The following is a 25,686-nucleotide window of genomic DNA, read 5'->3' as shown; positions in this document are numbered from 1 at the left end:
CGAACATCACAGACCACTGAGCTGTGCGGAGAGCCGCTCCCGTCCGGTGCGGTCGAGCCAGGTCCCGAAGTCCTGCAACCCCGGGAACATGGCCCGGGTAGCGGCGACGTCGCTGTCGTAGTAGCCCGCCTCGACGTACTCGAAGACCTTCGCGGCCTCGGGTGCGTGTTCCCACAGCACTTCGAGCGGCAACCGCGTGGAGGGGACAGCCCGATCCGCCGCGGTCCCGAGGGCGGCGGCGATCTGCGGTGCGGTCAGCTGGTCGCCGGTGATGTCGATGGCCTGGTGCAGGTACGTGTCCGGAGCGGCGAACACCCGAGCGGCGAGGGCACCGATGTCGTCGATCGCTATGAGCTGGATCACGATGTCGTCGCGCCACGGGACGGTGAGCGCCCCGTTCTGGAAGAAGCGGTCCGGGCTGACGAAGTCCTCCATGAAGCCGGCGGGACGCAGGACGGTCGCGGGCAAGCCGAGTTCACGGATCCGCTCCTCGATCTGCCACTTCTCGATCGGCTCCCAGCCGTGCTCGACGTAGTACGAGTTCTGACTTTCGGCGCCGCCGACGGACGCGTATACGAAGTGCTGGACGCCGACGGCTTGCGCCGCGTACGCCACGTTCAGGCCTTGCGCCAGTTCATCGGGGTTCGCGGCTTGGACGCTGAAAACGCCATAGGCGCCCTGCAAGGCGGCCTCGACGCTTCGTCGGTCGTTCAGGTCTCCCAGGACCAGCTCCGCACCGGCGGCGGCCAGGGCCGACGCCGCCGGGGCCTGTCGGTCTCGGACCAGGGCCCTGACACTCCAGCCGTCGGCGAGCAGGTGGCGCGCGGTCGCGCCGCCCTGGTTGCCGGTGGCTCCGATGACGACGACGGTTCCGGGGCGGGTGGTGGTGGCGCGGGTCATGGCATGGCTCCTTCGCAGCGCTCTCGGTGAGCGTTTCTGCATCGAGTGCAAGTTTGCATTCAATGCAGACTTGCTGTCAATGCGATAGCCTCCGGACATGCCGAGCCCGCTCTCCCCCGCGCCGCAGCCGTCCCTGCGGGAACGCAAGCGCGAGCGCACCCGGCATGCGCTCATCGACGCGGCAGCGGAGTTGTTCGGCCGGCAGGGCTACGACGAGACGACCGTCGCCGAGATCGCGGCGGCCGCGGAGATCGGCACGCGGACCTTCTTCACCTACTTCGCCAGCAAGGAAGACCTGCTGTTCCCGGAGAGCGACGCACGCGCCCGGATCACCCTCGAAGCGATCGCCGACCGGCGCGCCGACGAGGGCCCGGTGGACATCCTGCTGCGCGCGCTCGACACGGTCGCCGAGACGGACACCGACATGGTCAGCCCGATGGCCGCGGTGCGGACCCGCTTGTTCCGTACCGTTCCGGCGGTCCGGGGGAAGGCGATGCAAGTCCAGATGGACACCCAGCAGGAGATCGCGCGAGCGCTCAGCACCGCGTTCCCTGACCGGCTGGACCGGGTGACCGCGGCCGCCCTGGCCGGGGCGTTCACCGGCGCGGTGGCCGGCGCGGTCACCGCCCTCCTCGACACCGCCCTCCTCGACGAGGAGGATGCCGAAGGCAAAGCTGACGGCCCGCGCGCCGAGCAGCCTTTCGATCACCGTGCCCTGATTCGCGAGGCGACAGCGGTCGCCTTGGCTCCATGGCGGCGGTGACCCCGCAGTCCCTGGGCGTCCAGGCCGACCTGGGCCGCGCGCTATTCCTGCTCCTCGCCCTCCGGAAGCAGCCCTTCGTAACGGCCGGATCGGACCAGCGCCAGCACCGCGCCGATCCGGGCTTCGGGCGCGGCGTACGCCGGATGGCTGCGAAGCAGTTCGTCGACGTCGCGCAGGCGGCCCAGATCGGTCGCGGCGGACTTCGTGGCCGGAAGGCCGACGTAGACCGGACCGCCGGCCGGGATACGGCCCTTGGCGAGAGCATGGTTGATGCGCTTGCCGCAACGGCAGGGCGCTTTGGCGTCGAGCAGACCGCAGCGATCGGACAGCGCGGCCCGAACATTCCGGCGCGCCCGTTCAGCCCGTTTGCGGTAGGTGGCCGGCGCGACACCGAGGATCCACGCCGCTTCCTCGCCCGGCAGTTGAAGGATCTCGGCGAGGACGTAGGCCGCGCGGGCGTCGAGGTCCAGGCACAGGAGGAGCGCCTGGGTGCACAGGAGCCTGATCTCGGTCGCCAGCAGCTCGGAGTCCGGGCCCTGATACGGCGGCGCCGCGAGGCCGTCCTGGAGGTCCTGGCGATAGGTGTCGAACGACAACAGCTCGCGCCTCGGCCGCGCCCGCTCGCCGGTCAGGTGGTTCAGCGCGATGCGGTAGGCCCAGGTCAGCAGCGAGGCCTCGGCCCGGAAGGTGGCCAGCCGGGTGAGGATGCGGATCAGGATCTCCTGCGTCGCGTCCTCGGCGTCGGCGGGCCGGCCGGTCATCCGCACCGCCAGCCGGTGGACGGGGTCCTGGACGCGCCGGACCACTTCGGTCAGCGCGTCCTGGTCCCCGTCCACGGCCCGGGCCACCAGTTCGCGGTCGGTGGCGAAATCGGTCACGCCGCGGTCTCCAGCCAGTCGGCCACCGCGCGTCCGATCTCCGGGCCGACCTGCGCCGGCGCGTGGTGTCCGGCGTCGCCGACCGGCACGACCGTCAGGGCACTGCTGTTCTCCTCGGCCCACGCGATCAGGCCGGGGCCGCCGAGGCCGCCCGCCGGGCTCACCGTCATCAGCAGCTTGGGCACGTCCTCGGACTTCCGCATCCAGGCGCCGTACGCCTCCACCCGCGCGACGACGTCGGCCGGCTCGCCGCCGAGCGGGAACTCACGGGCCCAGGCCAGCATCGGCCGCCGGGACCGCGGGTCCGGGAACGGCTCCCGGTAGGCCGCGAGGTCGGCCGCGTCGATCCCGGGGATGAGCGCGGGCAGGTTCCGCTCGATGAACATGTTGTCCTCCAGGATCATCTGCTCGCCGATGCCCGGCGTCCGCAGACCGGTGAAGAAGTCGCGGGCCTGCGGCGCCATCTCGTCCCACGTCATCGGGCGCAGGAAGGTCTCGATCAGGGCGATCCCCCGGATCCGACCGGCGCCCCGCCGCGCGGCCCAGTCCTGGGCCAGGGCGCCGCCCCAGTCGTGGCCGACCAGCACCAGGTCCTCGTCCGGCAGCACCGCGTCGAGCCAGGCGTCCAGGTGGCGGGCGTGGTCGTCGAAGCGGTAGGCCAGATCGGGCTTGCCGGAGCCGCCCATGCCGATCAGGTCCGGGGCGTAGCACCGCGCCCGGTCCGCGACCTCTGGGATCGTGGTCCGCCAGAGGTGCGAGGACGTCGGGTTGCCGTGCAGGAACACCACGGCCGGTCCGGCGTCGCCGGCGGCGCGGTGGGTCATCCACGAGTCGAGCACCGCGGTCTTGATGAGCGAGTCCAGGCTGAGCATCGTCTTTCCTTCGGTCGGGGTCGTTCGGCGAAGGATTGGACCGGTGCCGGGAGCCGTTTGTGACCGCCTCGCCGGAAGTTTTCTCAGAGGCCGGACTGCGCGACCTTCACCAGTTCGTCGAAGTACTGGTCGATCAGGGTGCGGATGTCGTCGTCCTCGCTGGCCAGCCACTGGGCGAACGCCGCGCGGAAGACCGCGATCCCGACGTCGGCCACGAGGCTCGCCACCGGTTCCGCGACGCCGCGGGCCCGCAGGGACTCCGCCAGGGCCAGGCCGAGGTGGCAGAGCTTGGCGGCCTCGCGCTCCTGGAGGTCCGGGTGGGTCTCGATGATGCTCTGCCGGAGCCGGGAGCCGGTCCGGCCGCCCTCGAACGCGGGCCCCACGGCCGCGACGCCAGCCGCGACCGCCGCCAGCGGCGTGGCGTCCGGCGGAGCGGCCGCCACGGCGGCGGTCATGACCTCTTCCAGGTGGCTGCCGCCGTGGAAGAGGACTTCGCGCTTGTCGGAGAAGTGCCGGAAGAAGGTCCGCTCGGTGAGCCCGGCGCGGGCGGCGATGTCGGCCACCGTGGTCTGGTCGAACCCGCGCTCCGCGAACATGCCCATCGCGGCCTGCGCGAGGCGTCCTCGGGAGTTCGACGGCCAGCGGCTCATCTGCTCATTCTAGGCCATGACAGTGACTGACATCAGTGATACGGTCGACGATGTCAGCGACTGACATCACCTGATCCCTCAGGCTGAGGAGGCCTTGCCATGCCCGCCTTGCGAGTTTTCGTCACCGGCGCGTCCGGACACATCGGTTCCGCCCTCATCCCGGAGCTGCTCGCGGCCGGCCACCAAGTGGTGGGCCTGGCGCGCAGCGACGCGGCGGCGGCCGCCATCGCCGGGCGCGGCGCCGAGGTGCATCGGGGCGACACCACCGATCCGGACACCTTCCTGGACACGGTCGAGGCCGCGGACGGCGTGATCCACCTGGCCTACGACCACTCGTTCACCGACATGGCCGGGGCCGCGACCGCCGACCTGCGCGCCGTCGAGGCGATCGGCGACCGGCTGGCCGGGACCGGCAAGCCGCTGGTGACGACCAGCGGAACCCTGATGCTGGCGCGGCGGGCGAACGGGGTGCTCGGCGTCGAGACCGACACCCTGGACCAGGGGCCGCGCGTCGACACCGAGAACGCGACGGTGGCGCTGGCGGATCGCGGGGTGCGGTCATCGGTGATGCGGCTGGCGCCCTTGGTGCACAGCGATCTGGACCATCACGGCTTCGGCCCGCTCCTGATCAACATCGCGCGGCAGAAGGGCGTGGCCGCCTATATCGGCGACGGAGCGAACCGTTGGCCGGGGGTGCACACGCGGGACGCGGCGCGGTTGTACCGGCTGGCGCTGGAGTCGGCGCCGAAGGGCACCCGGCTGCACGCCGTCGAGGACGAGGGCACCCCGTTCCGGACCATCGCCGAGACGATCGGGCGCCGGCTCGGGGTGCCGACGGCGTCGATCAGCGCCGACGAGGCCCTGGAGCATTTCGGGTTCCTGGGCGTGATGGCGGGCGCCGACAACCCGACGTCGTCCGAGGCGACCCGGAAGCTGCTGGGATGGGAGCCCGAGCACGTCGGCCTGATCGCGGATCTGGAGCAGGAGCACTACTTCGCGTCGGCGGAGGCGTGAAGCACCGACGGTGATGGCGGGGCGGCGCCGCGGTCCAGGCCCAGGGACCGCGACGCCGCGTCGCCGCGACCCCGCTCCGCCGCGCCGCCCTGTCCGAATCCGGCCAGCCATCGTCGGCGGTGTGGGCTATACCTGGCGGTATGACCGTCTACTCGGCTGTCGTCACCACCGGCGTCTACTGCCGTCCGGGCTGCGGGGCCCGGCCCTTGGCCGACAACGTCCGCACCTTCGAGCTGGCCGCGTCGGCGGAGGCGGCGGGATTTCGGGCGTGTTTGCGGTGCCGGCCCTATCGGATCGTGGGATCGGTCCCCTGGGACGCCCCGGAACTGGTGTGCCGGGCCGTGCAGCTGATCATCGACGGCGCGCTCGACGACGGCGGCACCGAGGCGGCACTGGCCGCGCGGCTCGGGTGGTCGGGCCGCCATTTGCGGCGCATGTTCCAAGAGCACCTCGGACTGACGCCGGACCAGTTGGCGCGGTCGCGGCGGACCCACTTCGCGCGGCGGCTGCTCGACGACACCGATCTGGCGGTGGCGGACATCGCCTTCGCGTCCGGGTTCGGGAGTCTGCGCCAGTTCAATCGGGCGATGCGCGAGACGTTCCGCGACACGCCCAACGCGTTGCGGGAGCGGCGGCGGCGCGCGGACCGCTTGGTGACGGACGGCGGCTTGGCGATCCGGTTGGCGTTCACGCCGCCGTACGACTGGGACGCGATGCTGGCCCAGCTCGACGCGCAGCACGTCCCGGGAGTGGAGTCCGTCGACGTCGCAGAGCTCTGCTACCGCCGCGTGATCATGCTGGACGGCGACCCGGGAATGCTGGAGGTACGGCCGGGCGGCCCGGACCACTTGCTGCTCCTCGCGCATCTGCCGTACTGGGAGGGGCTGATCCACGTCGTGGAGCGGGTCCGGCACGCGCTCGGGCTCGACGCCGATCCGGAGGCGCTCCCCCACCTCGCCTCGGATCTGTTGCTCTCGCCGCTGCCGCGGGCCCGGCCGGGACTGCGCGTGGCCGGGGCGTGGGCGCCGTTCGAAGTCGGGGTGCGGGCGGCGATCCGAGCGCACTGCGGGGAGGACGAGACCCGCGAGCGGATGGCCCGGCTGGTGAAGGAGCACGGCGTCGAGGTGCCGGGGCTGCCGCACGGGCTGAGCCACGCGTTTCCGGCCGCGGACGTGCTGGCCGACGCCGATCTGGGATCGATCGGCATGAACACCGGCGAATCAGTGCACCGATTCGCGCGGGCCACCGAGTGCGGACAGATCCGGCTCGACGGCAGCATGTCGCTCGACGATCTGACGGCCGCGCTGAGCGCGGTGCCGGGCTTCGACCGAACGGTTGCGCTGCGGCTGGCGATGCGGCTCGGCGAGCGGGACGCGTTCCCGGCCCAGGATCCCGCGCTGCTGGCAGGACTGCGGCGACTCGACCCGACGCTGACGGAGGCCCAGACGGCCGCTGAGGCGTGGCGCCCTTGGCGGGCCCTGGCGGCCGAACACCTTATGGCACATGGGGATGCGGCGCAGAGCCGGTAAGAAAGCTCGGGAAACCACCGCGACAGTTCATTCCCGCATCGAGTGCCGCGCCAGATCGGATCCAAGGGCAGATCAGACCCAAGAAAGGACAGATCAGACCCAAGAATCGTCGGCCGCGAAAGGCCGGCACGGTGGCGCGGCGGACCCGGCCGCTTGACTCGGCCAGGCCCGCCAGTCCGTCAGTGCCGCACTTCGCCGGATCCGCGGTGACCCGTCAGTGGATCACGGTCCGCAGGTGCATCCGGAGCGCGTCGATCGTGGCCCAGTGCGGGTTCTGCGCGACCTGCTCGAACTGCGCCGGGGTCAGGACCGGGCCGTTCGGGCTGAAGCCGTCGACCTGCTTGATGGCCTCGATGTCCTTGGCGTCGGCTCCCGTAGGGTCGGTGAACAGGGCGGACATCGAGATGTACCGGGTCTTGAGCGTGGTGCTGGTCGGCGTGAAGGTGTAGTCGAAGCGGGTCCCGACGATCTTCTGGCCATCGGCCTGGTTCAGCGTCTGGATCACGTACGCGGCCTTGAAATCCCGGGCGTCCACCAGGATGGTCCCGGCGCTGGACGGGAAGGTCCCGCTCACGATCGGGTTGGCGCCCGTGGCCTGGTGCGGCACGAACGAACCGGAGTCCCCCGGCGCGGGTTCGCCGACCTGGCTGTCCGTCTGCAGCTGGACGAAGGCGCTGCCCTGCGGGCCCTTGAGCGTGCCGACGAAGGACGCTCTCAGACCCGGGTCGAGGCCCTGCGCGTCCGCGCCCTCGGGAGTGTAGGTGTAGCCCAGGGGCAGCACCTTCGCCAACTCGTCGTACATGGCCTGCTGCGTCTGGAGCGCTGACAGGTGCTCGATGTCGTAGCTGCCGTTCGTCGGATTGCTAGGCGGAGTCGGCGTCGCCGTCGCCGTCGACCGAGTGGCTCCGGGCGAGACCTGGCCCGTCGCCGTCGTGCCCGGGCCGCTGAACGCGACCGCGCCCACCACGGCGACCACGGCCAGCCCCGCCACGCCGCCGATCGCGACCGCGCGGTCCAGCCGCCGCCGGCCGCGGCCCCACGCGATCGCCGGGTTGATGAGGTCGCGCGGCGCCTGGTCGACGCCGAGGTCCAGTCCGTCGAACAGCCCGCGCAGCTGCTCCTCGTTGCCTTGTTCCAGGCCGTGTTCCGTCATTGTTCCGTCCCCTTGAAGTGAAGTGTCCCGATGTCGGTCGGCGTCAGCGGTCAAAGGTGGCCTCGGCAAGGTGGCCGCGCAGCAGCCCGAGCGCCCGGGACGTCTGGCTCTTGACGGTCCCCTCACTGATCCCCAGCGCGTCGGCGGTCTGCGTCACGGAGTAGTCCTCCCAGAACCGCAGCACCACCACCGCCCGGCACTTCGGCGGCAGCAGCGCGAGCGCCTCGAACAGCGCCGCCCGGGTGCCGTGGACCGCCGCCGGGTCGCCGCCGGACCGGTCCGCCGCCTCCCCGACCAGGTCCAGGGCCACGGTCGCGACCCGCTTGCGCCGCCGGTCGGCGGCGTAGCAGCGGTAGAGCACCTGCTTGGCGTAGGCGTCCGGGAACTCGGCCCGCCGCATGTGCCGCCAGCCCCGGTACAGCTGCCCGAAGGCGGTCTGCACCAGGTCCTGCGCGGTGTGGAAGTCGCCGCAGAGCAGGTAGGCGCTGCGCAGGAGCTGGGCTTGTCTGCTCTCTGCGAAGCTCCGGAACTCCTCGTCGTGTCTCATGGGTCCCCTTCGCTCATCGACGCGTCGCACACCTAGATGCGCGCACCCCGCGGCGAGGTTGGAACGGAGGCAGGAGACTATCCGTTCTCCCGCGTCGCCTGGAACGTGCTGGAGAAGTTCACGCTCACCCGCGCACCGGCCGGCACGGTCTGCTTGGGAACGCAGTGCCGCCAGTCCCGCTGGCAGCGGCCGCCCATCACGACGAGATCGCCGCTCGCCGGAGTGAGGACCAGGCTGCGACCGCCCTGGCGCGGCTTGATGAGGAACCTCCGCGAAGCACCGAGAGTGAGGACCGGGACGGTGCAGATGTCGCGTTTGCAGGTAGGCCAGTCGCCGTGCCAACCGGTGCTGTCGTGGTGGTCCCGATACAGGTTGATCCACAGGCCGTCGTAGCGGACTCCGTAGTGCTCGGACAAGGCCGCGGCGGCGGTGTGGAGAGCGGGGACCGGCGCGTCGCGGAGGTCGGGGAACTCGGCGGTGAGGCGGGGTTCGGTCACCACGCGGTTGATCATCCAGCGGTCGCGTTGTTCCCAGCCCGCAGTCGCGATCACCTCGCGCAGCAGGTGCTCGCTGCCGGTGAGCCAGCCCGGGACGTGCTCGACCCACGACGTCGCGTCGAGCGCGATGCGGTGCGCGGTGGCGAAGTGCTCGTCGACGCTCGGGACGTCGTCGGCGAACAGATCCGGCTGGGCGACGCCCAAGTCGACGGGAAGCGGCCCACGTGTGTTCACGGACCCATCTCTATCCGGGACCCGATCAGGTGTCCGGCCGGATCCGGACACCTGGCGGAGGTCCGGATCCGGCCGGAAGGCGGATCGCGGCGGCGGCATCCTGGCGGGGCGCCGGTGCGGGGTTCGCCGGACGCTTTCTGACAGCCTTCTGATATCGAGGAGCCGAACCATGCTCGCCAAGGTCTTCCCCATCAAGCTCAAGTCCGGCAGGCAGGCCGAGGCCGAGGCCGTGGTGCGCGACTTCGCACCGAAGGGCCCGGCGCGGGAGGACGGCACGCTGTCCTTCCGGGTCTATCGCGACCCCGCGAACCCGGACTACCTGTTGTTCGTCGAGCATTTCGCCGATCAGGCCGCCTACGACGCGCACACCGGATCGGCGGTCTACCAGGAGCTGATCGCCGGCCGGTTCGCCGACCTGATCGTGGAGTTCGTGGAGATCGACCACGAGCTGCTGGTCAGCCACTGAGCTCTGGGCCCTGAGTCCTGAGCTCTGAGTCCTGGGCCCTCAGTCCTGAGTCCTGAGCCCTGGGCCCAGAGCCCGACAGTCCCGCGGGATCAGGGATCCGCGCGGCCCCGGACAACACCGCCGGCCCCGACGCTTCCCTCAAAGCGTCGGGGCCGGCGGCCCCTCGGAGAAGTGGCTCGATGGTCAGGAGGTCGTCAGAGCCGTGTCGTCGATGACGAAGCTCGTGGTCCCTCCGCTGGTGTCGGTCTCCGACCCGGTGAACTTCACCGTGACGGTCTGCCCGGCGTAGGCTGACAGATCGGCGGTGTGCTGCTTGTAGCCGGTGGCCTTGTCCAGGTTGGAGAACGACCCGACGGTCGCCAGCACGGTCCCGGCGGAGTTCAGCACCTGCACGGTGAACGTGTCCGGCTTGGCCGTCGTGGTGGTCTCGGTGCTGTCGACGTGCAGCCAGTAGGCCAACGTCGCGGCGCATCCGGCCGGAACGCTCACCTGCTGCGCCTCAGTGTCGGTGTCCTTGCTGCCGTTGCCGTTGAAGTCCGCGATCCAGGAGCCGGCGTGCGCGGGTTCGGCGGTGGTGGCCTTGGTGATCGGCGTGAAACCGAGGGTCGAGGTCTGGGTCCACGCCGTGGCCCCGGATTCGAAGCCCGGATTCGCCAGCAGCTGTCCCGGATTCGCGCACCCGGTGGTCGGCGCCGTCACCGTCAGGGTGAAGGTGGCGGTGTGCGTTCCGGAGGCCGCCGTTCCGGTCACCGTGACCGGATACGTCCCCGCGGGAGTCGTCGCCGAGGTGGCGACGGTCAGCGTGGACGAACCGCCGGCGGTCACCGAGGCCGGGGCGAAGGACGCCGTGGCCCCGGTCGGCAGCCCGGAGGCCGACAGCGCCACCGACTGGGCCGACCCGGAGGTCACGGCGGTGCCGATGGTCGACGTCGCCGACGCGCCGGCTGTCGCCGAGGCCGAACCCGGCGTGGCGGAGAGCGAGAAGTCGTTGCTCACCGGTACCCCGCCGCTGGTGTTCAGCGCGGTGTCGTCGAGCACGAAACTGGTGGTCCCGCCGTTGGCGTCGGTCTCGGCCCCCGAGAACTTCAGCGTCACGGTTTGTCCGGCGTAGGCCGACAGATCGGCCGTGTGCTGCTTGTAGCCGGTGGCCTTGTCCAGGTTGGAGAACGACCCGACGGTCCCGAGCACCGTGCCGGCCGCGTTCAGCACCTGCGCCTTGAAGGTGTCCGGCTTGGCCGTCGTGGTGCTCTCGGTGCTGTCGACGTGCAGCCAGTAGGACAGGCTCGCCGTGCAGCCGGACGGGATGCTCACCGTCTGCGCGACCGTGTCGGTGTCCTTGCTGCCGTTGCCGTTGAAGTCCGCGATGTACGAACCGGAGTGTGCCGGCTCGGCCGTCGTGGCCTTCGTGATCGGGTTCAGGTTCAGGGTCGAGGTCTGCGTCCAGCCGGTCCCGTTCGATTCGAAGCCCGGGTTGGTCAGCAGCTGCGCCGACGCGCAGGTGCTCGGCGTGAACGTGGCCGTGTAGGCGGAATCAGAGGTCGGAGTCACCGCGTGCGCCTGGGTCCCGCCGTCCGACCAGGACGCGAAGGTCTGCTGCGTCCCGCCCGCGTCGGTCTGGTCCGGAGCGTTCAGGTGCAGCTGGTAGCCGGCCCACGAGGTGACGGTGGCCGGGGTCGTGACGTTGCCGCCCGCGTCCACGTCGTCCTCGGCGATGTTCACCTTCAGCCCCGCCGGTTGCGAGTTGAGGCTTACTTGGACCAGCTTCGGGTCGAAGTCCTGTTCCACGGTCTGGGTGACGCCGTTGGCGTCGGTCCCGGACAGGCACACCAGCAGCCGGCTGTTGCCCTTGATCGCCGAGAACTGCTCCGCCGGCGGCGCCACGAACGAGGTCGCGCCGTCGCCCGCAACCGGGTCGAGCACCGGGTGCACGTGGTTGATGTGGAACAGCCACACCTGCCACGTCAGCGCCGACGCCGGCAGCGCGGCGCCGCCGCTGTCCACGGCGGTCGCGGCCGGGGTGTAGGTCTGGCCGACCGTGAACGTGCCCGTCGGGCTCGGCGAGGTGATGGTCAGCGCCGGCGGGGCGTCGTCGGTCCGCACCGCGCCCGAGGCCGCGGGCGAGGATCCGCCCGCGCTGTTCGTCACCGTGAGCTTCGGGGTGAACTTCCCGGCCGTGGTGTAGGTGTGGGAAGTGGTCGGCGTCGTGGTCGTGGCGGTGGCGCCGTCGCCGAAGTCCCAGTGGTAGGTCAGCGCGAGACCCTTGGGATCGGCGCTCGCCGAACCGTCGAAGGAGACGGTGAACGGCGGCGCTCCGGCCGTCGTGGCCTTCGTCGAGCAGTAGCCCGTCGCCCCGGTCACGCCGTTGGTGGTGAAGGACGCGGTCGGCGTGGTCGCCCCCGACGTGACCTTGTGCACGGTCCCGTCGATCAGGTTCGTGTAGTACAGCGCCTGCTGCGTGGCGGTTCCACCGAGGTCCTGCGGAGCGAACTTCATCGAGATCGCCGTCGACCCGGCCGAGAACGTCTTGAGCCCGCTCCCGGAGGCGCCAGTGGCGTTGATGGCGTAGGTGTTGGTCTTGACGTAGTCGCTGAACAGGTACTCGCCGTTGTAGCCGGTGTTCCACAGACCGTTCGGCACGAACACGCCGCCAGCGATCGCCCCGCGCCCGCCGCCCATGCTGTCGGCGTAGGAGTAGTACGGATCGGTGTACTTGGAGTTCGCCGGGCTGCACGGTCCTTCGCAGTCGGGCCATCCGTAGTCCGCGCCGGCCTTGAGCAAGTCCACCTCTTCGGTGGTGTTCTGGCCGACGTCGTTGACGAAGATCCGGGTGCCGGAGGCGTTCGGGTCCACCGAGATCCGGAACGGATTCCGGAACCCGTAGGCGTAGATCTCCTGGCACTTCCCAGAGGTGATCGCGCCGGTGTTGCACCGCGCGGTCCCGGTGCCGGAGTACGGGTTCCCGGCGGGGATCGAACCGTCCTTGGCGATGCGGAGCACCTTGCCGTTCAGGTTCTTCAGGTCCTGCGCGGCGGTGTTGCTGGGATCGCAGCCTTCCAAGCAATGGCCGTCGCCGACGGAGACATAGAGGTCGCCGTCCTTGCCGAACACCACGTCGCCCGCGTTGTGGAAGCCGTCGCCGGCGATGCCGTCGAGCAGCACCTTCTCGCTGCCCGACACCACGTGGTTGGTGGTGTCCAGGGTGAACCGCGAGAGGCGGTTGAAGCAGTTCGAGCCGGAGCTGTGGCTGTAGTAGACGTAGATGTAGCTGTTGGTCGCGAAGGACGGATCCGCGGTGACACTGAGCATCCCGCGCTCGTCCTGCCCGGGCTGGCCGGCGCAGGTGAAGCCGGAGGCGTCCAGGGCGAGGGTCTGTTTCCCGGCCTTGTCGTAGGCGTAGAGCTGACCGGGCTTGGTGGTCACCAGCATCCGGCCGTCGGGGGTGAACCCGAGGCCGACCGGAAGGGTGACGTTGGCGACCACGGTGTCGGAGAAACCCGTGGGCGGCGTCGCGGGGACGGCCGTGGCGGCCTTGACTTCCGCCACGGCCCCCGGGCCGGCGGCGGCCACGAGGGCCGCCGCCACGACGCCGATTATCCGGCGTCGGAACCTGAGGGTGTTCACTGGGTGTTGATCGCCGTGTCGTCGAGGATGAAGTTCGTCGTGCCGCCGTTGGCATCGGTCTCGGCGCCGGTGAACTTCAGCGTGACCGTCTGACCCGCGTAGGACGACAGGTCAGCGGTCTTCTTCGCGTAGCCGGTGTTCTTGTCCAGGTTCGAGTACGTGCCGACGGTCGCCAGGACCGTGCCGGAGGAGTTCAGGACCTGGACCTTGAAGGTGTCCGGCTTGGCCGTGGTGGTGCTCTCGGTGGTGTCGATGTGCAGCCAGTACGACAGGGTCGCCGTGCAGCCCGTGGGGATCGTCACGCTCTGCGCGGCGGTGTCGGTGTCCGTGCTGCCGTTGCCGTTGAAGTAGGCGATCCACGAGCCGGCGTGCGCCGGTTCCGCCGACGTGGCCTTGGTGATCGGCGTGAAGCCGAGCGTCGAGGTCTGGGTCCACACCGTGGCGCCGGACTCGAAGCCGGGGTTGCCGAGCAGTTGGGCCGCCGTGCAGGTCCCGCCGCCGCCCGCCGTGGTGACGGTCAGCGTGTAGGTGGCGGTGTGCGACCCGGAGGACGCGGTTCCGGTGACGGTCACCGAGTAGGTGCCGGCCGGCGTGGTGGCGGCGGTCGCGATGGTCAGCGCCGAGGAGGCGCCCGAGGTCACCGAGGCCGGGCTGAACGTCGCGGTGGCGCCGGACGGCAGGCCGGAGGCGCTCAGCGCGACCGACTCGGCCGAGCCGGAGGTGACCGCGGTGCCGATGGTCGCGGTCGCCGACGAGCCCTGGACCACCGAGCCCGACGTCGGCGACGACGAGAGCGAGAAGTCGTTCGAGGGCGGCGGGGTGCTCGACGAGCCCGGGCTCCAGTAGTCGCCGGCCATCACGATCATGACCAGGGTCTTGATGGACTCGCCGTAGTAGCCGTCACCGTAGGGGTTGGTCTGGAGGAAGTTCCAGATGGTGTCGGTCCACGCCTGGTCCCCGGCCGCCATCGCGGACGGGCCGATCGCGTCGCCGGCCTCCTCGGCCACGTCCGAGGTGCTGTGCGCGGTGCAGTTAAGGTTCAGGTGCGGGTAGACCTTGCCCGGGTCGCCGCCGGAGACCTTCTTGGCGCAGGCCGACCACTTGGTGGCGTCGCTGAGCTCGAAGGTGGAGGCGGTGCCGTTGAGCAGCGCGTCGGTTCCCATGTGCCACGGCACGCGGATCGAGTTGTAGCCGACGATGTTGTCCGGCTGGTTCTCCTGGTAGTTCGCCGGGGCCGGCGACGGCGTGCCGTTGGCGCCGACCACGAAGTCCGGCAGCAGGCCGTTGGCCGAGGAGTAGCTGTTGACCAGCGAGGAGTCGACGGCCTCGGTGCGGGTGATCACCTTGTTCCAGTCGTGCGCGGTGTCGTACGCCGCGAACGCCCGCAGGTGGTCGATCATGTGGTCCGAGGGCCGGGTGTCAGTGTTCGGACCGTCGTCCTCGCACTTGAGGTGGCCGTCCGGCGCCACGTTGTGGGCGTAGAAGTTGCTCAGCCAGTTCAGGGCGTCGGCCTGGTAGCCGCCCCACTGCTTGTCGGCCAGGATCAGACCGTAGCCGATGTCCAGGTCGCCGTCGGTCGCGCCGTCGGGGGTGCCGCCGCTGTAGTACTTGCAGGTCTTGCCGTCCAGCTGCCACTGCATCATGCCGTACTGGTCCTCGTGGTCCTTGACCAGCTGCCACAGACCGTTGAACTCGGTCTGGGCGTTGGCGTCGTACCCGGCCATCAACGGCACGATGTTCATGCCATAACCCTGACCCTCGGAGACCGGGCCGTTGTTGGTGGCGTCGCCGTCGCCCTTGGTGGAGATGTAGTACTCGTTGCTGGCGCAGCCGTGGACCAGGTAGTTGGCCTTCCAGGAGTCGTACTGCTTCTGGACGGCGGCGTCGCGGGTGGCCTGCGAGGCCGAGGGCATCACACCGACCTTGTAGGTCTGGTGGGACGGGAAGGCGTGCGCGGGCCCGGCCGCCTGGGCGGCCGGCGAGGTGACCAGGGCCAGGCAGCCGGCGATGGTGCCGACTCCGGTGGCCAGGCTGAGCACGCGCTTTGCGGAGCGCTTCACAGTGCTCGTTCCTTTCCGGTTATGTGGGGGGTGGGGTTCAGCTGGTCTGGAGAGCGGTGTCGTCGATGACGAAGTTCGTCGTCCCGCCGTTCGCGTCGGTCTCCGACCCGGTGAACTTCAGCGTCACGGTCTGGCCCGCGTAGGCGGACAGGTCGGCGGTCTTCTGCGCGTAGCCGGTGTTCTTGTCCAGGTTGGAGAAGGAGCCGACGGTTGCCAGGACCGTGCCGGAGGAGTTCAGAACCTGCACCTTGAAGGTGTCCGGCTTGGCCGTGGTGGTGCTCTCGGTGGTGTCGATGTGCAGCCAGTAGGTCAGCGACGCCGAACAGCCCGCAGGGATCGTCACGCTCTGCGCGGCAGTGTCGGTGTCCGTGCTGCCGTTGCCGTTGAAGTACGCGACCCACGAGCCCGAGTGCGCCGGTTCCGCCGACGTGCCCTTGGTGATCGGCGTGAAGCCGAGCGTCGAGGTCTGGGTCCACACCGTGGCCCCGGACTCGAAGCCCGGGTTGCCGAGCAGCTGGGCCGCGGTGCACGTCCCGCCGCCGGACGGCGTGACGGTCAGCGAGTAGCTCGCGGTGTGCGTCGCGGACGGCGCCGTCCCGGTGATGGTGATCGGATAGGTACCGGCCGGTGTGGTGGCAGCCGTCGCGATGGTCAACGTCGAGGAACCACCGGCGGTGACCGAGGCCGGGCTGAACGTCGCCGTGGCACCGGACGGCAGACCGGAGGCGGTCAACGCGACCGACTCGGCGCTACCGGAAGTCACCGAAGTGGACACCGTCGTGGTTGTCGACGAACCCTGAACCACCGAACCGGAGGCGGGTGCGTCGGCCAGTGAGAAGTTGTTCGTGGTGGTGGACGGGGTGACGGTCAGCGAGTAGCTCGCGGTGTGCGTCGCCGATGGCGCCGTCCCGGTGATGGTGATCGGATAGGTACCGGCCGGTGTGGTGGCAGCCGTCGCGATGGTCAGCGACGAGGAACCACCGGCGGTGACCGAGGCCGGGCTGAACGTCGCCGTGGCACCGGACGGCAGACCGGAGGCGGTCAACGCGACCGACTCGGCGCTACCGGAAGTCACCGAGGTCGACACCGTCGTGCTCGTCGACGAACCCTGAACCACCGAACCGGAGGCGGGCGCGTCGGCCAGCGAGAAGTTGTTCGTGGTGCCGGTGCCGGTCCCCGCGACCACGTCGATCTTCGAGGCGTTCCAGCCGTACAGGCTCACCACCGGGGTGGCGCCCTGCAGGTCGGCCGACTTGTACGTCGCGGTCAGCGTCTCGGACTCGCCGGGCCACAGCGTGACGTCGTTGTCGCCCCACACCGTGGAGGCCACCTCGTTGTCGCCGGACAGCTCGCCGCCGGAGGCCGTGCCGCGCCGCAGGTCGGCGCGCAGCAGGAAGCCGACAGTGGGCGTCGAGGAGGTGTTGGTGACGGTCACCGTGACCTGCTTGTCGGCGCCGTTCGGACCGGCGTGGTCGGTGGTGGCCGCGGTCGCCGAGACCGTCGCCTTCGCCAGGCTCTGCAACGCCGTCAGGTTGGCGTAGCTGGTCATCGTCGCCTGCGGGTTGCCGCCGCCGGAGGGGATGGTCGAGCCCCAGTTGACCGCGTCGGGGGTGGTGGAGTCCCAGTAGACGTTCCGGTCGACCAGGGTGCCGTTCTGCTTGAGCAGCAGCTCGACGAAGTAGACCGTGCCGGCGGCGGTGGGCAGCTTCGGGGTCAGGACCTTGTTCTGGACCTTCTGCGAGGCCAGCGACAACGAGCCGGAGGTCTGGTCGTCGAGCAGGGTGCCGGCGGCGTTGTAGACCTTCGACTCCACGGTCACGCCGGACTGGGTCTGGCCGGTCAGGTTGTCGACCGTGACGGTGTGGTTGTCGAGCGTGAACAAGGCGTGCAGCGGACGGTTCGCCTGCTGGGCGCCGAAGTACGCGCCGGCCTGGTCGTAGTCGTTGTTGTAGAGCGACCAGAGCAGCGTGGGCCAGCCCTTGTTCATCTGCCAGTAGATGGTGCCGGTGGACGGCGCCGAGCTGTTGGTGGAGTGCGCGATGTAGGCCTCGAACTGCGCGCGGGTGTCCTCGTAGTTCTGGGCCTGCGCCTCCTGCACGTACTGCGCCAGGCTCGACCAGGTGCCGTAGCGCTTGGTGATGGCCTGGTCCAGGTTGTAGAGCGTGCCGAAGGCGTAGCCGCTGTGGCCGGTGCCCTCGTAGTTGGCGTGGTACTGGTTGGCGCCGGTGGTCTGCCACAAGGCGGACTGGTCGGACGCGGACAGGAAGCGGTTGATCGAGTCCAGCGTCGGGACCGTGTCGCCGGCGCTCTGCTCGGAGTCGAAGCCCCAGGCGCCGCCGGCGTTGGTCAGCGTGGAGTCGCCGGAGGGGTAGTGCGAGGTGTCGTACCAATAGTTCGACGGCACCCAGTCATAAGGACCCTCCTTCTCCCCCGAGATCCCGAGCTGGGAGCTGGAGTTGTACTCGGCGGAGGAGATGAACGGACCCGGGTAGTCGGCCGCGGCGAAGCCGTTCAGCGCCTGCGTCTCCTGGGAGGAGCTCGGGGCGTTGTCGCTCCACTGGAAGCTGAAGACGCTCGGGTGGTTGCGCCAGATCGCGCCCTGGGTGCTCGCGGTGTTCTGGTAGTTGGTGCCGGCCGAGCTGCCCTCCCAGTAGTCGCAGCACTGGTAGCCGACGTTCACCAGGATGCCGGCGGCGTCCATCTGCTGGTACCAGTCCGCGGGCAGGAAGTGGCCTTCGAGCCGGACCGTGTTCAGACCCATCGACTTCATCAGCGCGATCTGCTGCGCGGTGTCGGCCGGGTCGTAGCGCAGGAACAGGTCGGGGTCCCAGCCGCCGCCGCGGATCACCAGCGCCTGGCCGTTGACGCCGAACTGGCGGACCCCCGACGTCGCACCGCCGCCCGCGCCGACCAGCGTGGAGGAGATGGTGCGGATGCCGAAGGTCTCCGAGCTCGAGTTCAGGGTCGTCGAGCTCTGCGCCACCGAGGTGGTCAGCGTGTAGAGCGGCTGCGCGCCCATCTGGTACGGCCACCAGATCTGGGGCGAGGACAGGGTCAGCGCCGGGTAGCTCGCGGGCGCGAACGTGACCGTCGAGGTGGCGTTGGCGGCGACGGTCACGTTCTGCGTCACCGAGACCGGGGATCCGCCGCCGGGGGGCGTGACGGTCGCGGTGACGGCGCCGGTCTGCGCGGAGCCGGTGACGTTGACCACCGACGCCTTGACCGTGAGCGCGCTGCTGGACAGGTTCGCCGCGGTGTTCTGGTTGACGTGCGCGTCCTCGACGATCAGCGGACCGCCGGTCTCCAGCTGCACCGGGAACTGGATGCCGGTGTTGTTGTCCGGCGGGATCTGGCTCCAGTCGACGTCGTCGAGGGTCAGCATCTTCGAGGGGTCGTTCGGGTGCACCTCGATGGCCAGCGAGTTGGTGCCGGAGACCAGTTTGGAGGTGACGTCGAAGACGTTCTTGACGTAGGCGCCGGTGACGGTGGAGGCGGCGGCCACCTGCGAGCCGTTGACCCAGACGTCGGCGGTGCCGACGACGCCGTTCAGCACCAGCCGCGCGGACTGGCCGGACGGCGGCGCGGCGAAGTCGGTGCGGTACCACCACGGCACCGAGAACTGCGCGATGGTGTCGGCGCCGATCTTCGTCATCTGGCCGAAGCAGGTCTTCATGTTCGTGGACACGTAGACGTTCGGGCAGGTGCCGTTCTGGAGCAGGGCGTTGATCTCGGTGCCCGGCGCGCCGCCGCCGTCGTTGGCGACCGTCAGCCAGCTGCCGGTGCTGAAGCCCGGCGTGGAGATCTGGGCGCCGGTTTGGGTGGCGGTGGCGCTGGTCAGGACCTTCCAGCCGGCGCTCGCGCCGAGGTTCTGGACGGCGGTGGAGCCGGTGGCCGGATTGGCCGAGCCGGCGGCGAGCAGTGATACGGAGGTGGCGCCTGGTGAATGAGTAGTGGTCGCCGTCGCGATCTGGACGGCTCCGGCGAGGACTGCGACAGCGATCCCGGCGGCCCCGAACGCGCGCGTCCGGGGACGGTGGGGGCGGATCGTGTCTGAAGATCTCATGCCCGACTCCTTGGTGGGCTGGTGCTGATGACACGGGATCGACGGTGCGGTGAGCGTGCGCTGAAGCATTTAGGAAAGTTTCCTAACGAGATCGGGGCGTACGCTACTGAAGCCCTGACCGGTCCGTCAAGAGTCTGCGAAAGGTCCTTAACCAGAATGCGGACGGGGTGCGGGCCGAGGTCCGGAGCCGGGTGTGTCCCCCGTTCGCGACAGTGCGCGGATGGTTCGCGGACGCACGGGTAACCGCTTCCGGCCGGAGACGGCCGAGAGGAAGTGAGGGGCTCCCCCATGACAGTGCGTCGTTCCATCCTCGCCACGACCGCGGCGGGCGGGCTCTGCCTGCTCCTGCTGGCCGGGTGCCGCAGTGACGCGTCCCAGTCGGGCTCGGCGCCCGGGCCGTCACCGACCGACGCGAGCGGGTCGGTGTCGAGCGCGGTCTCGCGGGCGCAGTCGGCGGCCACGTCGGCGCTGTCCGAGATCAGCGACGGGGTCACCGCCGACGGCGATGTCACGGCCGGGGCGGCGTCGGTCGATGCCGACGGGCACGGGACGGCGCAGCTGACGGTCAAGAACACGACCGGGGACGTGCACGACTACACGATCTCCGTGATCTTCGACGGTTCCGACGGCGGGCTCGCGGACGTGGTGGTGGTCAACGTCTCGAAGGTGGCCGCGCACGGCGAATCGCACGCGACCGCGCGGAGCACCCGGAAGCTGTCGGGGACGTTGACGGTCAAGGTGTCGGCGGCGGTGCGGCACTGAACCGCCGACACCCTGAAGCGCTGAGCCGCTGAGCCGCTGAGCCGCTGAGCACTGAACCGCTAAGCACTGACGCGCTGAACCGCTGACAGTGCGAATCAGGCCGCGCAACGCCAAGCCGCCCCGGGTCGCAGTCGAGTAGCGACCCGGGGCGGCGTTCAGGTACGGCCTGGATCAGGCCGCGGTCCGCACAGTGTTCACTTGTCCTGCCGGCTCAGCGCCGGCGCGTCGTCCGGGCCGACGGTGGCGGTCAGGCCCACACCGCCGGTGACGACCGCGCCGTCCGGCGGAGCGGCCGGCAGGCTGACGCAGACCGGCGGCCGGCCCTTGATCGGCACCATGGCCGAGGTGCTCTTGCCGTGGTCGAAGCTGAAGACCAGCAGCGCGGTCTCGTCGGCGGGCAGGCCCCAGGCGGAGACCGTGACGGAGCCGGGGTCGGTGCCGGCGAACCGGGTGTCGACCCTGGTCGGGCTGCCGGCCCCGCCCGGGATCCGGAAGGTGTCGATCGAGGGGCAGCCCGGCTTGGCCTCCACCACGGCCACCCGGGACTTGATCCTGGCCAGCGCCGCGTTCGCGCCGGCCACCCCGCTGGGCTTGTCGACCTTGACGGTGACCGTGCCGTCGTGGTTGTCGGTCACGGCGTAGGCGGAGGCCGTGCCGCCGAAGGCGGTGAAGCCGACGGCGGCGGTGGCGACGGCCGCGATGGTGCCGGCCGAGGCCCACACCGGACGCAGGCTCCGGCCCGCCGGGCCGTGCGCCTCCATCGCGGCGAGGGTGTCCCCGTGCTCGTCCATCAGGGACTGGTACAGACTGTCGGCGAACTTGGTCATGGTGTTTCCTCCAGTTCCGGGCGCTCGTGCGCCCTGCGAAGGCGGGCCCTGGCGCGCATCAGTCGCATACGCACCGCGCCCGCGGAGATGCCGAGCACCTTCGCCGCCTCCTTGGCCTTCAACCCCGCGAGGTCGACCAGCTCGACCGCCTGGCGGTCCAGGACCGGCAGCCGGGTCAGCTCGGTGACCAGGCGCCGGCCGGCGCGCTCGGCGTCGATCCGGTCGAGCAGTTCCTCGACGTGGTCCGCGGCCAGGTCGCGCCGTCCGGCCAGCCGGACCGTGCGCTCCCGCTGCCGGGCGTACGCGTCGCAGTGCTCGGCGAACACCCGGCGGGCGATGCCGAACAGCCACGCGCGCTCGGTGCCGCGGCGGGGGTCGAAGGAGGAGTAGGAGGCGATCGCCTCGACGAAGGTGTCCGCGGTCAGGTCGGCGACCGTCTGCGGATCGGTGCTGCGCCGGGCGAAGTAGGCGGTCACCGCGTCGATCTGGGACCGGTACAGGTGCTCGAACTCGACGGCCGGGTCGTGGCCCGGCGAAGGCCGTCGCGGCTCCGCCGGGTGCGCGGGCTCGCTCCGGATCCGGATTCGAGGATGCTGCCGTGGCTGCGTGGTCGTCTCGCTCACACCAGTAGTTGCCGACTGCGCCGGATTCTGTCACGACGCCATGTCACGGCCGGTTCGCGGCGGGTTCGCGGCGGGTTCGCGGCCGTTCACACGTTCGGCGCCACCGGGGTTTGGCCGGAGCCCGCGCGGTGCATTCCCTCGGGTGATCGATGCCCCCGATTCAGCGAGGTCCCGGTGAACCAGCGTCCGTCCCGCCCGACCCGGAACACGCCCCGCACCACCGCCCGGCGGGCGGCTGCCGGCGCGGCGGCGCTCGCGGTGCTGGCCGGGGCCGCCGCCTGCGGCAGCGGCGGGAAGTCCAAGCCCGCCTCCTCCCCGGCCGCCTCCTCGACCTCGTCCGCGTCGGGATCCGCGACGCAGACCTCGGATCCGCTGGAGTCCGCCTACGAGCGGGTGGTCGCCGACGCGCTGCCGTCGGTGGTGCAGATCGCCACCGGCGAGGGCCTGGGCTCCGGCGTCGTCTACGACAACAAGGGCGACATCATCACCAACGCGCACGTCGTCGGCCAGGCCACGGAGTTCAAGGTCACGCAGCCCACCGGCGGCACGCCGCTGACCGCCTCGCTGGTCGGCAGCTACCCGAGCGGCGACGTCGCGGTGATCCGGGTCAGCGGCGGCGGCGGTCTGAAGGCCGCGAAGTTCGGCGACTCCACGAAGCTCAAGGTCGGGCAGATCGTGCTGGCGATGGGCAGCCCGCTGGGCCTGACCGGCACCGTGACCCAGGGCATCGTCTCGGCGCTGGGCCGCACGGTGACCTCCAAGGACTCCGCCGGCGGCGCGATCATCACGGTCGGCGACGCCATCCAGACCTCGGCGGCGATCAACAACGGCAACAGCGGCGGCGCGCTGGTGGACCTGTCCAGCCAGGTGGTCGGCATCCCGTCGGCCGCCGCGCTCAACCCCGCGCTGGGCGACAGCGCCGCGCCGGGCATCGGCTTCGCCATCCCGACCGCCACCGCGACCCGGATCGCCGACCAGCTCATCGCCAACGGCAAGGTCACCGACTCCGGGCGCGCGGCGCTCGGGGTGAAGGTGGTCGGTGTGGTGGACAACTCCGGGACGCCGATCGGCGTCGGCGTGGCCGAGCTGACCGCCGACAGCCCCGCCGGGAAGGCGGGGCTGAAGGTCGGGGACGTGATCACGGCGGTGAACGGCACGCCCACGCCGGATCCGACGGCGCTGTCCCAGGTGCTGGTGACGCTCAAGCCCGGGCAGCAGGTCAAGGTCGACTACACGACGTCGGACGGCACGAAGCAGAGCGCGACGGTGACGCTGGGGACGCTGAACGGGTAGCGGTCACGCCGACCGGGCCGATGCACCGCACCGCACCGAACCGCACCGCACCTCGGGTACCGTCGCCGACCGGGCCGACAGCCCTGTCCATACCGATCACCCACCGATCACCCCGTCCAGGCCGATCACACCGTCCACGGCGGCACGATGCCCTCGCCCTCGCGCGGCAGCGTCCAGGCCCGCACGCCGGGCGCGGAGGTGACGATGGCGGTGAACCCGGTCCCCGGGTCGGCGGCGACACTGCGCTCGGCCTCGCCGGGCAGCACGACGGTGTCCCCGGCCAGGACCGGGAACGACTCGCCGGCGCAGTACACCGTGGCCCCGCCGGCGGTGAAGGTCCAGATCTGCTCGACGTTGATCACGTGCAGCGGCCCGGCCGGGGCCCCGGGGACCACGTCGACGCGCCAGAGCGGCCGCTCGGCGGCGCCGAGCGTCGGCGAGGCGAGCGTGGTCATGGTCGCGGACGGAGTCTCGGCCCTGCGGACCTCGGCGGTGCGGATGACAGACATGGTCGGCTCCCCTATGATCGACAACACGGTTGTCCTAACTAGACAATGAGGTTGTCGATCGTGTCAAGTGCTCTCCCGCCGCCGGGCTCGGACCTGCCCTTACTCCTGCTGCTGGGTTTCCGGGCACTGATCGAAGAGGTCCACACCGAACTCGCCGCGGCGGGCCACGGGGACTTCCGGCCGCTGCACGGCGTCGCCTTCAAGGCGATCGGCGACGGCATCTCGGCCGCCGCCCTGGGCCGCCGCCTCGGCGTGTCGAAGCAGGCGGCCGGCAAGACCATCGAAGGGCTCGAACGCGACGGCTACGTGGAGCGGGTCCCGGACCCCGACGACGCCCGCAGCAAGATCATCCGACTCACCGCGCGCGGCGTGGAGGTGCAGCGGCTGGCGTTCCGGGCCATGGCGGAGCAACGGGCGCGGTGGGCCGAGCAACTCGGCGAGGAGCAGCTGGCGTCGGTGGAGGCGACGCTGCGCGCCATCACCGGCGGCCGGGAGATGCGGTTCGACATTCCCGCGTGGTTCAACGGCCAGTGACCCGGCCGGCGACGACCGTCCCACCAGGCCGGGGCTCGGCCGAGGGAGGGCCGGTTGTTGTAGGCTCTCCCGGCGCTCGGGATGGGGCGCCGGGGGCCCTGAGGGGGGAAGAAGGTCATGATCGGAGCTTTGCCGTGCGCTGATCCGGTATGCCGGACGGTCGCCGGCATCCCGCCGAGCCTGCTGCCGTCGCGGCTGCGGATCGTGGTGCGGCCGGCCGGCACGCCGATGGGGGACGACCCGCTGGTGGCCGCGTTCCACCCGGACGTGGTCGCCGCGCTGGTGGTCAAGGGACAGCAGGACGAGGCGCTGGTGCTCACCCGGCACCTGGCCGCCACCTGGCCGGTCGCCCCGGCCCGGCTGTGGGACGACGCCCTCGACGCGATGAGCGTGGAGCCGCTCGACGTCCAGGGCTTCCAGCTCTCGACGGCGAACGTGCCGACCTTCGCGGTCAACGGCCAGGGCTGGCCCGGCGCCGCCCACATCTTCCGCCTCGGCCGCGCCATCGGCCGCCCGCTGCCGCACGGCGCCCTGGTGGTGCTGACCGACGACAACCGGTTCGTGACGCTGCCGCTGGAGTCCAACACCACGCTGCGCGCCACCGCCGCGCTGTGGGAGCTGAACGGCGCGCTGGCCCGTGACACGCCGCAGGCAATGCCGCCGCGGCTGTTGTGGGTGCGGGGATGGACGGTCCACGACCTCGGGGCCGGGGTGGTGGACGGGCAGTTCTCGTTCGAGCTGCCCGAGGATCTGCGATCGGTGCTGGCGCGGTTGAATTAGGGCACTGGGACGGGCTGCGGACACTGAGTCGGCGACACCGCCTCGGACCTCAGCGCCCCGCGCCCCCGATCCGCGCCAGCATTCCGGCGCCGGCCAGCAGCACCAGCGCCAGCCCCAGGGCGGTGCTCACGTTCTGGTGCAGCACCAGCAGGCCGCCGACCAGCGCGCCGAGGAACATGCAGCCCAGGGAGACGAGGCGGCGGACGGTGGCTTTGCCGAGCGGGTCGGCGGCCAGGCCGGTGACGGTCATGGTGAGGACCGTGGTGGTGAGGTCCGGGACGGCGAGTTTGCGGACCACCGCGTTCTGGACGCCGAAGCCGAAGGCGAGGATGGCGGTGAGCTGGACGCGCGTGGCGGTCTTGGTGTCGTCCTCAAGGGCGGCGATCAGGAGCGCCAAGGTGACGAAGGCGGCGTGGGCGGCCACCGCGTGGGACAGGCGGCGCGGATCGTCGCCCGCGCTGCGGCGGCCCAGGCGGGTCTCGGTCCAGGCGCCGGCCCCGAAGCAGGCCACGGCCAGGCAGGGGGCCCAGACCGTCAGGCCTTTGGCACCGGCCACGGCGAAGCCGAGGAAGACCACGTTGCCGGTCATGTTGGCGACGAAGATGTGGCCCAGGGCCAGATAGCTGACCGCGTCCACGGTGCCGGTCACGAGGGTGGCGGCGATCAGCGCCGCCGGGAGGGCGCCGTATTCGGCGGAGCCGCCGTCGTAGAGGCGGTCGGACAGGCGCAGCAGGGCGGCTTTCACGGTGGTGATTAGACCAGAAGCCTGGCATCCGGCGCCCGGTCCCGGCGGCCCGGCGTCCGCGCCGTTCAGGGCGCCGCCCGGCGGGTATGGGCCGGTTGTGACGAAAGGAACCGACAGCTTCGCCTTCCCGTCCGGCGGGACGGTCGTCGAGCTCGCCTCCAGCGCCGAGTGCCCGCCGGAGATCCGGGAGCGGGCGCTGCGCGCGCTGGCGGCGCGGGCGCGGGACGCCGAGGACGCGCGGTACCTGATGGAGGCGCTCGGTCTGGTCCCGGCCCCGCCCCGGGTGCGCCCCACGCGGCGGCGCGGGCGCGCCGTCATCCGTTCGGGCCGCCCCGAAGGTGGGGACGTCGAGACGGAGTGATCCTA

At 70.9% G+C, this 25,686-nt stretch carries 23 protein-coding genes; 9 read left to right on the top strand and 14 right to left on the bottom strand.

What is annotated here, in order from left to right; genetic code table 11:
• Positions 1–6: 6 nt before the first annotated feature.
• Positions 7–900 carry an NmrA/HSCARG family protein gene (locus tag ABD481_RS27640; RefSeq protein ID WP_344668689.1) on the bottom strand — a complete coding sequence of 298 codons (894 nt, stop codon included), beginning with the start codon at positions 898–900 and terminating at the stop codon, positions 7–9.
• Between the two features lie 97 nt (positions 901–997).
• Here ABD481_RS27640 and ABD481_RS27635 point away from each other — a divergent pair, with 97 nt between their 5' ends.
• Positions 998–1,663: a TetR/AcrR family transcriptional regulator gene (locus ABD481_RS27635; RefSeq protein ID WP_344668688.1), complete on the top strand. Its 666-nt coding sequence runs from the start codon at positions 998–1,000 to the stop codon at positions 1,661–1,663.
• Between the two features lie 41 nt (positions 1,664–1,704).
• Here ABD481_RS27635 and ABD481_RS27630 read toward each other — a convergent pair whose 3' ends face one another.
• The 3 genes from ABD481_RS27630 to ABD481_RS27620 form a co-directional block, all read right to left on the bottom strand.
• Positions 1,705–2,541, bottom strand: coding sequence for an RNA polymerase sigma factor (locus ABD481_RS27630; protein ID WP_344668687.1), 837 nt, complete (start codon positions 2,539–2,541; stop codon positions 1,705–1,707).
• On the bottom strand, positions 2,538–3,413 hold the full coding sequence (locus ABD481_RS27625) for a haloalkane dehalogenase (RefSeq protein ID WP_344668686.1): 876 nt from the start codon (positions 3,411–3,413) through the stop codon (positions 2,538–2,540). The genes ABD481_RS27630 and ABD481_RS27625 overlap by 4 nt, the downstream gene beginning before the upstream one ends.
• Before the next feature lie 83 nt (positions 3,414–3,496).
• Positions 3,497–4,063: a TetR family transcriptional regulator gene (locus ABD481_RS27620; protein WP_344668685.1), complete on the bottom strand. Its 567-nt coding sequence runs from the start codon at positions 4,061–4,063 to the stop codon at positions 3,497–3,499.
• 108 nt (positions 4,064–4,171) lie between these two features.
• On the opposite strand from ABD481_RS27620, the gene ABD481_RS27615 reads away from it, so the two are divergent.
• The gene (locus ABD481_RS27615) at positions 4,172–5,077 is read left to right on the top strand and encodes an SDR family oxidoreductase (RefSeq protein WP_344668713.1); all 906 of its coding nucleotides are present in this window, start codon (positions 4,172–4,174) and stop codon (positions 5,075–5,077) included.
• A 140-nt stretch (positions 5,078–5,217) separates the two neighbouring features.
• Positions 5,218–6,606, top strand: coding sequence for a DNA-3-methyladenine glycosylase 2 (locus tag ABD481_RS27610; protein ID WP_344668684.1), 1,389 nt, complete (start codon positions 5,218–5,220; stop codon positions 6,604–6,606).
• Between the two features lie 214 nt (positions 6,607–6,820).
• On the opposite strand, the gene ABD481_RS27605 is transcribed toward ABD481_RS27610, so the two are convergent.
• The 3 genes from ABD481_RS27605 to ABD481_RS27595 form a co-directional block, all read right to left on the bottom strand.
• Complete coding sequence (locus ABD481_RS27605) at positions 6,821–7,759, bottom strand: hypothetical protein (RefSeq protein WP_344668683.1); 939 nt, start codon at positions 7,757–7,759, stop codon at positions 6,821–6,823.
• A 43-nt stretch (positions 7,760–7,802) separates the two neighbouring features.
• Positions 7,803–8,306, bottom strand: coding sequence for a SigE family RNA polymerase sigma factor (locus ABD481_RS27600; protein WP_344668682.1), 504 nt, complete (start codon positions 8,304–8,306; stop codon positions 7,803–7,805).
• 77 nt (positions 8,307–8,383) lie between these two features.
• Positions 8,384–9,037 (bottom strand): alpha-ketoglutarate-dependent dioxygenase AlkB, encoded by a 654-nt coding sequence (locus ABD481_RS27595; protein WP_344668681.1) that lies wholly within the window; start codon positions 9,035–9,037, stop codon positions 8,384–8,386.
• A gap of 169 nt (positions 9,038–9,206) precedes the next feature.
• On the opposite strand from ABD481_RS27595, the gene ABD481_RS27590 reads away from it, so the two are divergent.
• Positions 9,207–9,503 (top strand): putative quinol monooxygenase, encoded by a 297-nt coding sequence (locus ABD481_RS27590; protein WP_344668680.1) that lies wholly within the window; start codon positions 9,207–9,209, stop codon positions 9,501–9,503.
• Positions 9,504–9,686: 183 nt separating this feature from the next.
• Here the strand turns inward: ABD481_RS27590 and ABD481_RS27585 are convergent, their stop codons facing one another.
• From ABD481_RS27585 to ABD481_RS27575, 3 genes are read right to left on the bottom strand one after another with little or no spacing between them, the layout of a single operon-like run.
• Positions 9,687–13,085, bottom strand: a complete 3,399-nt coding sequence (locus ABD481_RS27585) for a PQQ-dependent sugar dehydrogenase (RefSeq protein ID WP_344668679.1) — start codon at positions 13,083–13,085, stop codon at positions 9,687–9,689.
• 35 nt (positions 13,086–13,120) lie between these two features.
• Entirely contained in the window at positions 13,121–15,184 is a 2,064-nt protein-coding gene (locus ABD481_RS27580; protein WP_344668678.1) for a glycosyl hydrolase family 8, read from the bottom strand.
• A gap of 37 nt (positions 15,185–15,221) precedes the next feature.
• Positions 15,222–19,247 (bottom strand): glycosyl hydrolase 2 galactose-binding domain-containing protein, encoded by a 4,026-nt coding sequence (locus ABD481_RS27575; RefSeq protein WP_344668677.1) that lies wholly within the window; start codon positions 19,245–19,247, stop codon positions 15,222–15,224.
• A gap of 288 nt (positions 19,248–19,535) precedes the next feature.
• Here ABD481_RS27575 and ABD481_RS27570 point away from each other — a divergent pair, with 288 nt between their 5' ends.
• On the top strand, positions 19,536–20,009 hold the full coding sequence (locus tag ABD481_RS27570) for a hypothetical protein (RefSeq protein ID WP_344668676.1): 474 nt from the start codon (positions 19,536–19,538) through the stop codon (positions 20,007–20,009).
• Between the two features lie 194 nt (positions 20,010–20,203).
• Here ABD481_RS27570 and ABD481_RS27565 read toward each other — a convergent pair whose 3' ends face one another.
• On the bottom strand, positions 20,204–20,836 hold the full coding sequence (locus ABD481_RS27565) for a hypothetical protein (protein ID WP_344668675.1): 633 nt from the start codon (positions 20,834–20,836) through the stop codon (positions 20,204–20,206).
• Complete coding sequence (locus ABD481_RS27560; RefSeq protein ID WP_344668674.1) at positions 20,833–21,459, bottom strand: RNA polymerase sigma factor; 627 nt, start codon at positions 21,457–21,459, stop codon at positions 20,833–20,835. The genes ABD481_RS27565 and ABD481_RS27560 overlap by 4 nt, the downstream gene beginning before the upstream one ends.
• Before the next feature lie 174 nt (positions 21,460–21,633).
• Here ABD481_RS27560 and ABD481_RS27555 point away from each other — a divergent pair, with 174 nt between their 5' ends.
• Entirely contained in the window at positions 21,634–22,752 is a 1,119-nt protein-coding gene (locus ABD481_RS27555) for a S1C family serine protease (RefSeq protein WP_344668673.1), read from the top strand.
• Positions 22,753–22,877: 125 nt separating this feature from the next.
• On the opposite strand, the gene ABD481_RS27550 is transcribed toward ABD481_RS27555, so the two are convergent.
• On the bottom strand, positions 22,878–23,261 hold the full coding sequence (locus ABD481_RS27550; RefSeq protein WP_344668672.1) for a cupin domain-containing protein: 384 nt from the start codon (positions 23,259–23,261) through the stop codon (positions 22,878–22,880).
• A 60-nt stretch (positions 23,262–23,321) separates the two neighbouring features.
• Between ABD481_RS27550 and ABD481_RS27545 the strand changes: the two genes are divergently transcribed.
• Positions 23,322–23,795 carry a MarR family winged helix-turn-helix transcriptional regulator gene (locus ABD481_RS27545; protein ID WP_344668671.1) on the top strand — a complete coding sequence of 158 codons (474 nt, stop codon included), beginning with the start codon at positions 23,322–23,324 and terminating at the stop codon, positions 23,793–23,795.
• Positions 23,796–23,912: 117 nt separating this feature from the next.
• Positions 23,913–24,575, top strand: coding sequence for a hypothetical protein (locus ABD481_RS27540; protein WP_344668670.1), 663 nt, complete (start codon positions 23,913–23,915; stop codon positions 24,573–24,575).
• A 49-nt stretch (positions 24,576–24,624) separates the two neighbouring features.
• Here the strand turns inward: ABD481_RS27540 and ABD481_RS27535 are convergent, their stop codons facing one another.
• Positions 24,625–25,320 carry a YoaK family protein gene (locus tag ABD481_RS27535; RefSeq protein ID WP_344668669.1) on the bottom strand — a complete coding sequence of 232 codons (696 nt, stop codon included), beginning with the start codon at positions 25,318–25,320 and terminating at the stop codon, positions 24,625–24,627.
• Positions 25,321–25,417: 97 nt separating this feature from the next.
• On the opposite strand from ABD481_RS27535, the gene ABD481_RS27530 reads away from it, so the two are divergent.
• On the top strand, positions 25,418–25,681 hold the full coding sequence (locus tag ABD481_RS27530) for a hypothetical protein (RefSeq protein ID WP_344668668.1): 264 nt from the start codon (positions 25,418–25,420) through the stop codon (positions 25,679–25,681).
• Positions 25,682–25,686 lie beyond the last annotated feature (5 nt).

Origin of the sequence: Catenulispora yoronensis, from assembly GCF_039531695.1 — a bacterium.
Lineage (GTDB): Bacteria > Actinomycetota > Actinomycetes > Streptomycetales > Catenulisporaceae > Catenulispora > Catenulispora yoronensis.
This window is presented reverse-complemented; position numbering and strand designations above follow the sequence as displayed.

What these genes read in the sequence shown, in the direction of transcription:
- ABD481_RS27550 (WP_344668672.1), bottom strand. Translation starts at nt 23,261, where the DNA reads ATGTCTGTCATCCGCACCGCCGAGGTCCGCAGGGCCGAGACTCCGTCC.
- ABD481_RS27620 (WP_344668685.1), bottom strand. Translation starts at nt 4,063, where the DNA reads ATGAGCCGCTGGCCGTCGAACTCCCGAGGACGCCTCGCGCAGGCCGCG.
- ABD481_RS27540 (WP_344668670.1), top strand. Translation starts at nt 23,913, where the DNA reads ATGATCGGAGCTTTGCCGTGCGCTGATCCGGTATGCCGGACGGTCGCC.
- ABD481_RS27575 (WP_344668677.1), bottom strand. Translation starts at nt 19,247, where the DNA reads ATGAGATCTTCAGACACGATCCGCCCCCACCGTCCCCGGACGCGCGCG.
- ABD481_RS27635 (WP_344668688.1), top strand. Translation starts at nt 998, where the DNA reads ATGCCGAGCCCGCTCTCCCCCGCGCCGCAGCCGTCCCTGCGGGAACGC.
- ABD481_RS27610 (WP_344668684.1), top strand. Translation starts at nt 5,218, where the DNA reads ATGACCGTCTACTCGGCTGTCGTCACCACCGGCGTCTACTGCCGTCCG.
- ABD481_RS27625 (WP_344668686.1), bottom strand. Translation starts at nt 3,413, where the DNA reads ATGCTCAGCCTGGACTCGCTCATCAAGACCGCGGTGCTCGACTCGTGG.
- ABD481_RS27590 (WP_344668680.1), top strand. Translation starts at nt 9,207, where the DNA reads ATGCTCGCCAAGGTCTTCCCCATCAAGCTCAAGTCCGGCAGGCAGGCC.
- ABD481_RS27640 (WP_344668689.1), bottom strand. Translation starts at nt 900, where the DNA reads ATGACCCGCGCCACCACCACCCGCCCCGGAACCGTCGTCGTCATCGGA.
- ABD481_RS27600 (WP_344668682.1), bottom strand. Translation starts at nt 8,306, where the DNA reads ATGAGACACGACGAGGAGTTCCGGAGCTTCGCAGAGAGCAGACAAGCC.
- ABD481_RS27605 (WP_344668683.1), bottom strand. Translation starts at nt 7,759, where the DNA reads ATGACGGAACACGGCCTGGAACAAGGCAACGAGGAGCAGCTGCGCGGG.
- ABD481_RS27570 (WP_344668676.1), top strand. Translation starts at nt 19,536, where the DNA reads ATGACAGTGCGTCGTTCCATCCTCGCCACGACCGCGGCGGGCGGGCTC.
- ABD481_RS27565 (WP_344668675.1), bottom strand. Translation starts at nt 20,836, where the DNA reads ATGACCAAGTTCGCCGACAGTCTGTACCAGTCCCTGATGGACGAGCAC.